Source organism: Pedobacter sp. BS3, assembly GCF_008274585.1.
In the GTDB taxonomy this organism is placed as follows: domain Bacteria; phylum Bacteroidota; class Bacteroidia; order Sphingobacteriales; family Sphingobacteriaceae; genus Hufsiella_A.
The window spans coordinates 713,261-727,274 of sequence record NZ_VTRT01000001.1 but is presented as its reverse complement, the minus strand read 5'-3'; the positions used below and the strand labels follow the sequence as shown (position 1 = coordinate 727,274).

General features: G+C 43.0%; 12 protein-coding genes and 1 pseudogene. 6 read left to right on the top strand and 7 right to left on the bottom strand.

The annotated features are described in order from the left end of the window. Positions 1-28 precede the first annotated feature (28 nt). Positions 29-796, bottom strand: coding sequence for a 16S rRNA (adenine(1518)-N(6)/adenine(1519)-N(6))-dimethyltransferase RsmA (gene rsmA, locus FW774_RS03165; protein ID WP_149346690.1), 768 nt, complete (start codon positions 794-796; stop codon positions 29-31). Between the two features lie 145 nt (positions 797-941). On the opposite strand from rsmA, the gene pdxA reads away from it, so the two are divergent. After that, a complete protein-coding gene (gene pdxA, locus FW774_RS03160) occupies positions 942-1,997 on the top strand; it encodes a 4-hydroxythreonine-4-phosphate dehydrogenase PdxA (protein WP_149346689.1) in 1,056 nt (351 codons plus the stop codon). A 33-nt stretch (positions 1,998-2,030) separates the two neighbouring features. Further along, complete coding sequence (locus tag FW774_RS03155) at positions 2,031-4,940, top strand: PD-(D/E)XK nuclease family protein (protein ID WP_149346688.1); 2,910 nt, start codon at positions 2,031-2,033, stop codon at positions 4,938-4,940. Positions 4,941-4,995: 55 nt separating this feature from the next. Here FW774_RS03155 and FW774_RS03150 read toward each other — a convergent pair. Together FW774_RS03150 and FW774_RS03145 are read right to left on the bottom strand one after the other, a co-directional pair. Then, positions 4,996-5,285: pseudogene (locus FW774_RS03150) on the bottom strand (helix-turn-helix domain-containing protein). 55 nt (positions 5,286-5,340) lie between these two features. Further along, positions 5,341-5,772 (bottom strand): hypothetical protein, encoded by a 432-nt coding sequence (locus tag FW774_RS03145; protein WP_242457689.1) that lies wholly within the window; start codon positions 5,770-5,772, stop codon positions 5,341-5,343. 260 nt (positions 5,773-6,032) lie between these two features. Between FW774_RS03145 and FW774_RS03140 the strand changes: the two genes are divergently transcribed. Then, a complete protein-coding gene (locus FW774_RS03140; protein WP_149346687.1) occupies positions 6,033-6,440 on the top strand; it encodes a lactate dehydrogenase in 408 nt (135 codons plus the stop codon). Between the two features lie 20 nt (positions 6,441-6,460). Then, complete coding sequence (hemN, locus tag FW774_RS03135; RefSeq protein WP_149346686.1) at positions 6,461-7,834, top strand: oxygen-independent coproporphyrinogen III oxidase; 1,374 nt, start codon at positions 6,461-6,463, stop codon at positions 7,832-7,834. 162 nt (positions 7,835-7,996) lie between these two features. Here hemN and FW774_RS03130 read toward each other — a convergent pair whose 3' ends face one another. The 3 genes from FW774_RS03130 to FW774_RS03120 form a co-directional block, all read right to left on the bottom strand. Further along, entirely contained in the window at positions 7,997-9,547 is a 1,551-nt protein-coding gene (locus FW774_RS03130) for a ribonuclease E/G (protein WP_149346685.1), read from the bottom strand. 379 nt (positions 9,548-9,926) lie between these two features. Then, a complete protein-coding gene (locus FW774_RS03125; protein WP_149346684.1) occupies positions 9,927-10,772 on the bottom strand; it encodes a tetratricopeptide repeat protein in 846 nt (281 codons plus the stop codon). A gap of 28 nt (positions 10,773-10,800) precedes the next feature. Next, a complete protein-coding gene (locus tag FW774_RS03120) occupies positions 10,801-11,100 on the bottom strand; it encodes an HU family DNA-binding protein (protein WP_149346683.1) in 300 nt (99 codons plus the stop codon). A 171-nt stretch (positions 11,101-11,271) separates the two neighbouring features. Between FW774_RS03120 and mutY the strand changes: the two genes are divergently transcribed. Both mutY and FW774_RS03110 read left to right on the top strand, forming a co-directional pair. After that, the gene (mutY, locus tag FW774_RS03115) at positions 11,272-12,330 is read left to right on the top strand and encodes an A/G-specific adenine glycosylase (RefSeq protein WP_149346682.1); all 1,059 of its coding nucleotides are present in this window, start codon (positions 11,272-11,274) and stop codon (positions 12,328-12,330) included. Between the two features lie 11 nt (positions 12,331-12,341). Further along, complete coding sequence (locus tag FW774_RS03110; protein ID WP_149346681.1) at positions 12,342-12,773, top strand: single-stranded DNA-binding protein; 432 nt, start codon at positions 12,342-12,344, stop codon at positions 12,771-12,773. Between the two features lie 165 nt (positions 12,774-12,938). Here FW774_RS03110 and FW774_RS03105 read toward each other — a convergent pair whose 3' ends face one another. Beyond that, positions 12,939-13,934, bottom strand: coding sequence for a hypothetical protein (locus FW774_RS03105; RefSeq protein ID WP_149346680.1), 996 nt, complete (start codon positions 13,932-13,934; stop codon positions 12,939-12,941). Between the last annotated feature and the right edge of the window lie 80 nt (positions 13,935-14,014).

The following is a 14,014-nucleotide window of genomic DNA, read 5'->3' as shown; positions in this document are numbered from 1 at the left end:
GTGATAATGTTATAAAAGTTCAAAGATATTATTCTGAAAGGGCATTTGTCAGCTCCACAAAATCGCTTACGCTAAGCCGTTCCGCCCGTAGTTCAAGCAAGGGTGTATCGGGCATTTTGTCTTTGCTTACCAGTACAGAAAGTGCATTTCGTAATGTTTTCCGGCGTTGATTAAAAGCTGCTTTTACCACTTTCTTAAACAAAGATTCATTACAGCCCAGTTGCGTAACGCCGTTTCGCGTTAAGCGTATAACAGCCGACAATACCTTAGGCGGAGGATTAAATACCCCAGCTTTAACGGTAAACAGATATTCCACCTGGTAATATGCCTGCAGCAATACGCTCAGGATGCCGTACTCCTTGCTGCCCGGTTTTGCCGTGCAACGCTCAGCCACCTCTTTCTGGAACATGCCCACCACCTCGGTAACCTGTTCGCGGTTATCAATAATTTTAAACAATATCTGCGATGAAATATTGTACGGAAAATTGCCAATAATGCTGAAACTGCCGGGAAAAACATCGCCAAAATTCATTTCCAGGAAGTCACCGTTTATTAGCCTGTCGCCCAGTTGTGGGTATTTTTGCTGCAGAAACTCAAACGATTCGGTATCCACATCAATCAGGTAAGTTTCAAAATCGCTTTGCTGAAGCAAAAAATCAGACAGAATGCCCATTCCCGGTCCTACTTCAAGCACCTTTTTCGAGCCGTTTTGCAGGCTTTCAACAATTTTGCGGGCAATATTTTTATCGGTTAGAAAATGCTGTCCCAGGTGTTTTTTGGCTCGTACCAAACTCATAGCATACAAAGTACGGTAAAATACCTGTCAGAAATACCAATTTTTACGATAAAGTAGTTATTTTGCGACTTTAACGGTTTGGCAAATATGTTACAGGCTGTAGCTTTTGGCTGATGAGGCCGGTGCAAACCTTAAGTTTAAACGGATGAGCGAAAAAATTAAAATTGGAATTTCTGTTGGCGATGTTAATGGTATTGGCCTTGAGATAATCATAAAATCGCTGGCCGACAGCCGGGTACTCGATTTTTTTACACCGATTGTGTACGGTCATACCAAAATTGCCTCTTTTCACCGTAAGGCGCTGAATATAAATGATTTTAGCTTTAATGTAATTCAATCCCCACAGCAGGCCAACAGCAGGCGGGCGAACATGATCAACTGCTGGGATGAGGATGTAAAGATAGACCTGGGCATTGCCAATGAAACCGGCGGAAAATACGCGTTTATTTCGCTTGAGCGGGCTGTAGACGATTTGATAAGCGGGAAAATTGATGCCCTGGTTACTGCCCCCATCAATAAGCACAATATCCAGAATGATAATTTTCGCTTTGCCGGACATACTGAATATATACAGGCCAAAGCGGGAGCCAGCGATTCGCTGATGTTCCTGGTTGGCGAAGAGCTGCGGGTAGGCGTGGTAACAGGTCATGTTCCCGTTAAGGAAGTAGCTCCCCGGATAACCGTTGATGCCATCCTGTCAAAGCTACGGTTAATGAACGAGAGCCTTAAAACCGATTTCTGGATACAAAAGCCCAAAATTGCCGTTCTGGGACTGAATCCTCATGCCGGAGACAATGGTTTGATTGGCACAGAAGAAAAAGACATCATTGTCCCGGCCATTCACCAGGCTAATGAAAAAGGCATTTTTGCCTTCGGCCCATACCCAGCCGACGGTTTTTTTGCCAATCACAGTTACCTGAAATTTGATGCGGTACTGGCCATGTATCATGACCAGGGATTAATCCCTTTTAAAAGTATCGCGTTTCATAACGGCGTAAACTTTACCGCCGGGCTGCCTGTGGTACGTACTTCGCCAGACCATGGCACAGGCTATGACATTGCCGGTAAAAACCTGGCTTCTCCGGCATCATTCCTGGAAGCTATATTCACCGCCGTAAACATTGTTGAACGGCGTAAAGAGATGAAAGAACTAACGGCCAATCCCCTGAAAATCACCAAGCTTTCTAAAGACAGGGATTAATCTGCCGGAATTTTCCGATATTCATCCTGTTCTATGAAAGCCTTTTTAGATGAAGTAGCCGAAAGCCTGGTAGCCCGTTTGGGTAATGACCTGAAAGATTGCGCTATTGTTTTCAACAATAAACGGCCGGTGCTATACCTGCAGCAATACCTGGCCAAAGCTATCGGGAAGCCATTCTGGAGCCCTTCATTCTTCACTGTACAGGAGTTTTTCGCCCTTTCAACCACCCTGCAAATTGCCGATAACTTCACGCAGTTCTTTACACTGTACGAGGAATATTGCAACATATTAGGGCAGGAGGGCGAAAATCCCATCAGCATAGAGGTATTTTATGCTTTGTCGCAAACCATTTTAAGCGATTTTGCACAAATAGACAGTGATTTGGTCAATGCGGAGCAGCTCTTTTCAGAGCTGGAGGATATTGCCGTTATCCAGCATCAGTTCCAGTTCTTAACAGCCGAGCAACAGCAGTTCCTGCAACAATTCTGGTCAACCTTTTCGGTAGAAAAACGGCTCATTCAGCAGCAAAACTTTATCAGGATGTGGCGGCGAATGCCCAAATTGTATAAAGCCTTTCACCTGGCATTGAAGCAAAAGGGCTACACCACAATAGGTAACGTTTATCGTGAACTGGCTATGCAATTGCATAATAACCCCGGTTTTACGGATGTTTTCAGCAAATTGGTTTTTGTGGGATTTAATGCCTTGAGCAAAGCCGAAACCACCGTGTTTAAACGCTGGAATACTGACGGAAAAGCCTTGTTCTATTTTGATACCGATACCTATTACCTGGATGACCCTTTGCAGGAAGCCGGTTTATTTCTGCGCCGAAACATTCAGCAGGCAGATTTACCTAACGTGTTAGATAACAGCCGGAGCTTCATATCCGACCAATCGAAAACTATTACTGTTTATAAAACACAGGGACAAACTGCCCAGGCTAAAATACTGGATGCCGCGTTAAGCAAGCAATATCCGTTATTACAACAAAGTGGTGATGCCGCCAAAATAGCTATTATCCTGGCGGATGAAACCCTGCTGATGCCTGTGCTGCAAACCATTCCGAAAACATTTCCGGGTACGGATGAAGAAATCAAGCTCAATGTTACCATGGGATATCCGCTGGCGGCTTCGCCGGTTTTCGGCCTGACCGATTTATGGTTAACCGTACAGGAAGAATTTATTTCTGACAATAAAGATACCGTATACCACCATCACGCCGAGGCTTTCCTCTCACATCCGCTGATTATTATTGACAGCGAAAAGCGCACCCAACTGCAACAAAAAATAGTACAGGAGCAATTCGTAGAAGTTCCCGTGGATTTATTGGCTTCCATTGATGCAACAGCGAACAATTTTTTCAGGAGACCGGTAACCGGGCAGGAAACGATAGCTTTTCTGGATTCGTTATTGCAGCAGGTACTTCGGCACTTGCTTGAGCAGCATGAATTAAAACAAACCGATACCGACTTGTTCGCAGCGATGCTGAAAGAGCTGAATCGTTTACACGATGCACTATCAGAATACGCCCCCCGTCTTTCTGTATCATTTGCGTTGACGCTGATACGCAAAGCCCTCGCCGGTATTTCCGTTCCCTTAAACGGCGAACCGTTACAAGGCATACAGGTTATGGGTTTGCTCGAAAGCCGGAGTCTGGATTTTGAGCAGGTATATATCCTGGGAGCAAACGAGGGCGTATTGCCAAAGACCGCTTCGCCACGCAGTTTTATTCCCGATAGTATACGCCGGGCTTACGGATTACCCGTGCCTGAAAATCAGGATGCCGTTTCCGCCTATATGTTTTACCGTTTGTTACAGCGCTCGGAAGGGGTACATGTGGTGTACAACAGTCAAACTGATGAAACTAATTCCGGTGAGCCGACGCGGTTTTTAAAACAGTTGGAATATGAAAGTAATTTCAGCTTCAGATATGTGGAACATGCTCAAACCATCGCATCTCAAACGCATGAGCACTTCGAAATACCCAAGCAAGGCGAAGTCCTGGCGCAGCTAAACCGTTATCTGGACGATGGCGACCTTTTCGCTAAGAAATTATCGGCTACAGCCTTTACCACTTACATGAACTGCCCTATGCAGTTCTTTTATAAGCACGTTGCGGGCATTAAAGAACCGGAAGAGTTGACCGAAAACATGGAAGCCAACCAGATTGGCTCTATCCTGCACCTGGTTCTGGAAAAATTTTACGCAGCGTTAATGAGCGAAAGTCCTGAGATAACCGCAGAGCGCATCGCTGCATATCGTAAGGTTATTCCACAGCTTTGTAAAGAAGCCTTTGCCGAAGTGCTGTTTAAACAACAGCAGGTTTTGGAGCACTACAACGGCATGCAGCAGGTTATTTTAGCCATTGTAGAACAATATGCCGGCGTTATTTTAGACCACGATGAACAGCAGGCGCCCTTCACCATACTGGAGCTTGAAAATAAAACCGATTATACGCTATCATTTCCAATTACGGTACAAGGCAAGGAAGTCCGCGTGAATTTGCTGGGTATAATTGACCGGGTAGACCGTAGAAATGGTGTTGTCCGCATTGTAGATTACAAAACCGGTCGTGATGAGCTGAAATACACCAATCTGGAAGATATATTCAAGTCCGATACCGAAGACCAGAATAAGGCGCTGGTTCAAACCTTATTTTACACGTACATCTATGAACAGGTAAAAGGTACCAGGGCGGTAGAACCTAATCTGTACATCATTCGCAAAATACGGAATGAGGGCACACTATTCCATTTCTCAGAGAACCGCTCTAAGGTGATTCTTGAGGCAGAGCAATTGCAAAACGTTAAACAGGAGTTCAAAGAGAAGCTTCGGGAAAAGCTGGAAGAAATCTTCAACCCGGAAATCCCGTTCAGGCAAACTGAAATTGAAGATAATTGCTTGTATTGCCCGTACCGGAGTATGTGTGGCAGGCTATCGTGAGATGTTTTGGAGCACATTTCTGAAGTTGGTTAAGACAACAGCTACAGACAGTTTATTAAACTTCAATAGAGATCTTTACTTTTCCGCCCAATCCTTTTTCAACAATATCAAATAACGTTTTTAATGTTAAGTTACTTCCGTTATTTTCTACCCGAGAAATATATTCACGCTTTTTGTCAATAAGTTCAGCAAGTTCAGACTGGGTCAAATGTTTTTTTTCACGGGCTTTTTTTAACAGTAATCCTATTTTAAACGATTCAAAATGTCTTTCAAGTTCATCCCGTCTTACAGTTCCTTTTTTTCCGTAAACATTATCTTTATCTCTTGCCAGCTTTTAGTTTCCATTCCCGCATTTTTTGATGATAATATTCTCGCAAATGTACCTGTATTCAGGAAATCATCAAGGATTGATTCTTGCGAAGATCATTCCCGCTATAACAGCTTGCAGAAAACCATACACAAACCAGCTTACTACCATAGAAACGGTAATATCCAGAGCGCTAAAAGTGATCCACATAACCGGCAGTAAAGCAATAATAGCATATACGAAGCCAAATTCAATTCCGCGGACAATAAACGTTCCGTGAAACAGGCGTTTAAACCTGTCCCAGAACCAGGCAAGCGCCAGGCTTATAATGAAAGCGTGCAGGTAAAACAGCACATCCCTGCTACCATCCGAATTGAACAGCGGATTATTGTAAGCCACAAAAAATTCCGGGAAAAATTTAATGGCCAGGTACAGTATTCCATAACTGATCACAAACAATATGATACCGGCAGCAAAGCCAGTAGTAAGTATTTTCTTCATTTTTAGTTGTACTTTCTTTGTCATAAACATGTATTTATAATTTTTACAAGTTCATTTTTATTAGTGTCATATCCGGCAGGATAAAGTGTCTTATTTTAAGTGTATTGACCTAACATTCGTACTCAAAGGTCGGTATATAGCCTGCTGCCCAAAATGATCCGTGTCATACTCAAAGATGACTGTAAACATCCGGAGAAAATCTGATAACGATCACATTTCATGCTGACGTGTCTCACTATAAAAAATAGCATTGCGTAATAGCTTTGTAGAAATCATTATCAGGTATGAAAGCAGTTGCGTACAGCATCACTAATTTTGAAAAGGAATTGCTGGCGAAAGCCAACCAGAAGAAGCATGACATTACACTGATAGCCAACGCATTAGGGAATGAAACAATTACTTATGCAGATGGTAAAGATGCCGTTATTGTTTTTAATGATAGTGATATTTCGGACGAGGTTATTAAAAAGCTGGCACAACTGGGGGTAAAATGCCTGATCACGTGCTCGGCAAACGCAAATAATAATAACCACAACATCTTAAAACAACAAAATATTGCTTTTACTCATATACCGGTTTCAAACAACGGAATACTTGCAGACCGGGAATATTTACAAGCTATTGCTTTCCGGATCATAGAAAACCTGGACAACTGGCAAGGTGTTGCAAGGCATGTCGTCGCACCCAGGTAATTACTCTTGTTATCAGTACAATGGATATTCAACATCTTATTAATAAATACCACGTTGCGGCGCCACGCTATACCAGCTATCCTACCGTACCCTATTGGAATACTAATTCTTTCAGCACCGAAAACTGGCTACAATCGGTACAGGCATCTTTCAGCCAAAGCAATCTCCGCGATGGCATCAGCCTGTATATCCACTTACCGTTTTGCGAGAACCTGTGCACCTATTGCGGATGCAATACCCGGATAACAAAAAATCACCGGGTGGAAGAACCTTACATACAAGCTGTTCTCAAAGAATGGAATATGTATTGTACCGTACTGGATGACGTACCCCGGATCAAGGAGATACACCTGGGCGGCGGAACGCCCACATTCTTCAGCCCGCAAAACCTGCAATTACTGATTGAAGGCATACTAAACCGGGCAACCGTGCATCCGGATGCTGAGTTCAGCTTTGAGGCACATCCGGCCAATACTACCCTAACGCACCTGGAAACACTATACCAGCTGGGTTTCAGAAGACTGAGCCTGGGTATACAGGATTTTGATCCTAAAGTGCAATTCATCATTAACCGCATGCAAAGCTATGAGCAGGTAAAACGGGTTACAGAGCATGCCCGTACCACGGGATATTCTTCTGTAAATTACGATTTGATCTACGGTTTGCCATTGCAAACGCTTAACGGAATGGAAGACACCTTAGAAAAGGTATCCGGCTTAATGCCAGATCGAATTGCCTTTTACAGTTATGCTCATGTGCCCTGGATAAAACCGGGACAACGCCGCTTTACTGAACAGGATCTGCCCTCGCCCGCGGTAAAAAGGCAGCTCTATGAGCTGGGGCGCAGTGTATTTACCACATCCGGATATGAGGAAATAGGCATGGATCATTTTGCTTTACTTAGCGACAGCTTGTACCAGGCTGCGCAGGCCGGCACACTGCACCGTAATTTTATGGGCTACACGCACCAGTACACACAATTAATGCTGGCATTGGGCGTATCGTCTATAAGCGATACCTCGTTTGCCTTTGCCCAGAATGTAAAGCAGGTTGAAGAATATATAGACCTTATTGATAAAAATATCTTCCCGGTTTTTAAAGGTCACCTGCTTTCTGCCGAAGACCGGATGATCCGCGGTCATGTTCTTAATATCATGTGTAAAGGACAAACATCCTGGACGGATATTGACATTACCGCTTGTCCCGCATTGCTGCAAGGGTTAGAGCGTATGCATGCCCTGGAAGAAGATGGATTAGTTGTACTTGACCGGCAACAGTGCACATTATGGGTTACCGATACCGGAAAACGCTTTCTGCGGAATATTTGTATGGCCCTTGATGCCCGGCTGTGGGAAAAACAACCCGGGACACAGATTTTTAGCTATACAGGATAAGAATAGCTATGAGATATTAGATGTGCGAGAGACGAGCTTTAGGACAAGTTTGCGTTTGTGCTGTAATTATATAAAAACACAAAACGGCCGTTAATTTAACAGCCGTTTTGCGTTAAGACTTCAGAGTTGACGGTTTATCACCATTGAGCCCTATAAAAATCTTTATAATTTGATCTCTTCTTCCTTAGCGTTCAAAAAATGAAATTCAGTAAGGTAGAATGAAGATATCCCTTTCACTTTGATCCATTTGCCATACTTAAAAAACCAATGCCACTGACGTGAAAACAATCCTTTCTTAATATAGGCTTCAATGTATGGATGTACATTCAGGGTGATGTGCTTTTCGTTCTGCTCGCACAGAATATAATTGATATTATTTTCAATATCGTCCATCAGCACAATGCTGGCTTTGATCTGACCTGTTCCTCCACAAGCCGGACAGGCTTCGGTAGTCACAATGTTCATTTCCGGCCGTACCCGCTGCCGCGTAATTTGTACCAGCCCAAACTTACTTGGAGGCAAAATGGTATGCTTGGCCCTGTCAAGCTGCATTTGCCCTTTCAGGTAGTCAAATAATTCCTTACGGTTTTGCGGCTTATGCATATCAATAAAATCAATCACCACAATGCCGCCCATATCGCGTAAGCGTAACTGGCGGGCAATTTCGCGGGCCGCTTCTTTGTTTACCTGTAAGGCATTTTCTTCCTGGTTTTCGGGATTGGCTGTGCGGTTTCCGCTATTTACATCAATTACGTGCAGCGCTTCCGTATGCTCTATTACCAGGTAAGCGCCTCCGGCCAGGTTCACCGTTTTACCGAACGAAGCTTTGATCTGCTTCTCTACGCCGTAGTGCTCAAAGATGGGCTCCTTCCCTTTGTACTGTTTAATGATGCTTTCATGCTCGGGCGATATCTCATGGATATATGATTTAATCTCGGCATAAATAGCGGGATCATTCACGTAAATATTACTGAAATCGGGATTTAAAATATCGCGTAAAATGGTCGACGTACGTCCCATTTCGCCCAGTATCTTTTTAGAAGGCTCAGTTACTGCCAACTTGCGGCTAAAGGTTTCCCATTTGGCTATCAGGTCAAGCAGGTCTTTTTGTAACTCGGCAACGCCCATACCTTCCGAAACTGTACGGATAATAACGCCAAAATTCTTTGGTTTTATACTTTCTACGATCTTTTTCAGGCGGGTGCGCTCGGTATTGCTCCGTATCTTTTTAGATATGGAGATAGCTTCTGAAAATGGCACTAATACTACAAAGCGTCCTGCAATAGAAAGATCAGAGCTTAAGCGGGGGCCTTTGGTAGAAATAGGCTCCTTAGCTATCTGAACAGGCAGGAGCATGTTCCGGCTCAGCACTTCAGATATTTTGCCGGCCTTATTAATATCTTCTTCCAGCTTAAAATTATTCAGCAGTTTATCTTTATAACTGCCGTTTTTTACTATCCTGGTTAGCTTTATCAGCGACTGCACCTGGGGACCCAGGTCAAGATAATGCAAAAAAGCATCTTTCTCATATCCTACATCAACAAAAGCAGCATTTAACCCGGGCATAATCTTTTTGATTTTACCGAGGTAAATATCACCAACAGCATAATTGTTGTTAATGTGCTCTGTGTTAAGTTCTACGAGTTGCTTGTCTTGCAGTAAAGCTATAGTAACCCCATTAGGGGTTGAATCGATGATTAATTCCTTTACCAACAGCTACTCAATTTAAGGCACAGAAACGTGCCGATTAACACTAAATTAAGTCAAAAGTGAAAAGTCAAAAATAAAAGCAGTTAATGTGTTGAAACTCAACAATATTAAAACAAATTAATACGACAGTTTATAATTGACCTGACACTAAGTGAAGTACAACACAATAACCTCCAGGCGCCTTATCATTATGGCGGGAGGTTATTGGTAACAAGTATAGGCATAAGCCTTGTGCTTTAGCCTATACTACATACACTGTTGCTTATTTTTTCTTGTGGCGATTCTTTCTTAAACGTTTTTTACGTTTGTGAGTAGCCATTTTATGTCTTTTTCTTTTCTTTCCGCTTGGCATAGCTTTTAAATTTTAAATGTTTTTAATTACTTATTTTAATTCTTTTACTTTCTTGTCAATAAATTGAGACAAGCCGGGATCTGCTGCCAGTCCCTTACTTTGTTCATAGGCGTCAATAGCCTCTTTTTTCATACCCAGATTCTCGTAGCTTGAAGCCAGGTAAAACCAGGATTCGGGGCTGGGCTGATGTTTAATAACTGTTTTAAAGCGGTTAACAGCTTTGTCAAATTGTCCTGAACGCATAGAGAATAACCCCAGATTCATGTTCGCCTTAACATTTTCGGGATCTTCTTTTACAACTTCAAGCAAAAGTTGTATTCCCTGCATCGGGTTAGCCGTGCCGCTTACATAAGCCGACCCGAGTCCGGTACGGGCATCAAGGCTTTTATCATTAAATGATAACGCCTTTTGGTACGCGTTAATTGCTTTTTGTACCAGTTCTGGCTGGGCCACTGTATCCTGCGTATCCTGGTAAGCTTCGGTAAATGTATCGCCAGCCTTAAGCCAGTTAGCATAATTACTTTCTTTTTCGGCTACAGCCGCATAATAAAAAGCTGCCGGAGCTGGCTGGTTTACGTCTTCCCATTGCCGGGCCAGCTGCTTTTCAATACCGGTTTTTTCAGCATCGGAAGCTGATTGTAACCGGTTCTCGAGTGCTGTAATTTGTTGTGCCAGATTAGCGTTAAGACCTTGCTTAGCTGTTTCTGAAACGTTTGCTATGGTTAACGTAGATGCTGTAGCAGCGCCCGTTTGCGCCTGATCACGCGTAGCCTGCTGATCTTTAGGCTTTACCAAACCTTTAATATCTAAAGATAACAGTAATGCCATTAGTACCACTACCGAGGCTATTACTGTTATTTGTTTGGTATTTAACATGATTGAAATTTAACCGGAATAGGAGAGATTAAGCCAGTGCTTTTTGTTTGTTGCCGGTTTTAACCTTTTCAACAAATACTTTTGCCGGTTTAAAGCTGGGTACAAAATGCTCAGGGATGATAATTGCCGTGTTCTTGGAAATATTACGTGCTGTTTTTTTGGCTCTTTTTTTAACAACAAAACTTCCAAAACCTCTTACATATACGTTTTCGCCATTGATCATCGATGTTTTAACTACCTTGAAAAATGCTTCTACAGCCTCCTGTACATCAACCTTCTCAATGCCTGTTTTGCTTGAGATCTCTGTAATAATTTCCGCCTTAGTCATGTCTGTTTGTTAATTATGTTATGTAAATAAATCCGTGATTTGGGGATGCAAAAGTATCGCTTTAAATTGAATTGGTAAAATAAAAATCAGGTTTTTTTACATCAACTCGCTATAAAACAATAAGTAAGGTATTTTTGCAGGCTTATTGCCCTTAAAAAATTGATTTTCACGATGGATTTTGCCCACGAAATTATTAGCTGGTATCTGGTACATAAACGTGATCTGCCCTGGCGGGATACAACCGACGCCTATATTATCTGGCTGTCTGAGATCATTTTACAGCAAACTCGTGTAGAGCAGGGCATGCCGTATTTCTATAAGTTTCGTGAGGCGTATCCTACCGTTGCCGATTTTGCCAATGCCGCTGAAGATGATATCTTAAAACTATGGCAGGGGCTGGGCTATTATTCCCGCGGACGCAATATGCACAAGGCTGCACGCCAGGTGATGGAACAGTTCGATGGCGAATTTCCACGTTCGTACCGGCAACTGGTCACGTTAAAGGGTATTGGAGAATATACAGCGGCAGCTATAGCCTCTTTTGCAGGTAACGAAGCGCAAGCCGTAGTTGATGGCAATGTATTCCGGCTGCTTTCGCGATATTTTGGCATTACAGAACCCATTAATTCTACTAAAGGGAAAAAATTGTTTACCGAACTGGCTAATAAGCTGATTGATAAAGAACGACCGGGATTGTACAACCAGGCCGCTATGGAATTCGGATCTTTACAATGCCGGCCCAAAAATCCGTTATGCGAAACCTGCCCCTTGCGGCTCACCTGTTATGCTTTTACTCATAAGCAGACAGAGCAGCTGCCTGTAAAACTAAAGACGCAAAAAATAAGGACGCGGTATTTTAACTATATCGTAGCTGTAAAGAATGACGAAATAGTAATCCATAGGCGTGGCCCTAACGATATCTGGCAGAATCTGCATGAATTTCCGTTGTTTGAAACAGAAACGGAGCTTACTGTACACGACCTTGTCAATCTTCCCGAATTTAAAGCCGCCTTTGGCGAGGTAAGCATTGAGAAGATCAGTCCACCGGTTAAGCATATATTGAGCCATCAGAAACTGATAACCCGTTTTATTGAACTCGGCACATTTAGTGAGGGTTTCCTGCAATCAAACCGCTGGAAGTACGTTAGTTTTAAGCAATTAGAAGAACTAGCACAACCTAAATTAATTTTTGGTTTCTTGAAAAACTTTTCTAAATTGAGTTCAAATTAACCAAATTATTTATGTCAGGGATTAACAAAGTAATATTAGTGGGGCATTTGGGCAAAGACCCCGAAGTGAGACACCTGGAAGGCGGGGTTACTGTAGCCAGTTTTCCTTTAGCAACATCAGAAACATTTAATAAAGACGGACGTAAAATTGAACAAACCGAATGGCATAATATTGTTATGTGGCGGGGTTTGGCAGATGTTGCTGCCAAGTATTTACAGAAAGGCAAACTGGTTTATATCGAGGGTAAGCTGAGAACCCGTTCGTTTGAAGATAAGGAAGGTCATAAAAAATATACTACCGAAATTGTTGCTGAAAACTTTACCATGCTGGGCCGCAAAAGCGACTTTGAAAACGGCAATGGAAATAATGGCAATACAGCGGCACGGCAGGAAGACCAGGCGCTACCTGATTTTAGCCAGGAAGCGGATGATTTACCATTTTAAGGATTAGGCTACCGATTATACTTTACTAACGAAGTGCATTTCAAATTGTCGTCGGCTGATGAGAACATCAGCGAGGGTAGTTTGTTGTGGGCGTTCCGGGCATGTGGTTCATTGTAGCTTAGCCGCTTCGGCGAGCTCAGTGTGACTATAAATGAATTGGCTCAGTTAGGAATCTAATGGAGTTGGCGGGATTATCTGTTCTGCCGGTATGAAAGCACCTGTTTCATCGGTTAAAAAACTCATGGGTTTATCCGGGTTTTTTATGATTTCAAACAGAAGGTAACCCCAGGGCTTCCAGAAGTTTTCGAGCACTTGTCCGTAAGTTTTAACATCCCAGGTATCAAAAATAGGCTTGGCGCTCATTCCCTGCAAGGGCATGGGTTCAATAAAAACAGCTTCGGATGTGGGTAGTACGGTAAACTCCGGTAAACGGTTTAACAGGTATGCCGAGTAAAAAAACCGGGCGCAAACTTCTTCAAACTGTATGGGATGAAGGGCTTGTTTACCAATGGTATCCAGTATGGTTTTGTGATAACGCTGGTTAACGCCCATATCCTGCAGGCAGCAAATAAGTCCGAAATCATTCATCCGTAGAGAGAAAATAAGCGTATTTACCTCGTCGCGGTAGCTGAATTGTTTCTCTACCGAGCTTATTGGGAATTTCTGAATGCTCCAGGGTTTAGGCTCGTCAAATACAACAGGCTGAATAAGCGCCTGGAGCATGAGGTGCAGGTTCCCGAGTTTGTGCACCAGTGACTGCGAAAAATTCATTGATTCACCGCTGAGCGCCTGCTGGCGTATGCCAACCCGTATTTCGTGATAGATGATACCATATACCATTTTGGCTATCCACAGAAATAGGCGTTCATCATCCAACTGTTCTACTGCGGTAAAGCCGGAGGTAAAGGCTTGTTGTATTTCGGCATCCAGCTTTTGTATAGCCGCCAGGGTGTCCGGCGAACAGGGAACGTGTATATCCTGGTAAGTAATGATACTTTCATCCAGTAGCTTGAAGGGCTTATCGGCAAGCTGAAATTCATCCAGGATCCATTGCGGAAAAACGGTTGCTTTTTCCAGCTTACCGGATTTGGCTCCGCTTAAAAAGCAGGTGGAATCGTTAAAGCTGAAATCGCGGAAAGGATTGTAAAGCCCGGGCATCATGTCTGCAAAGGTAAGGTTTTATCTATCAGCGGAACTTCATTTTTAAAAAAGCACCTTATGCTTCCGGCAAATAATGTAAA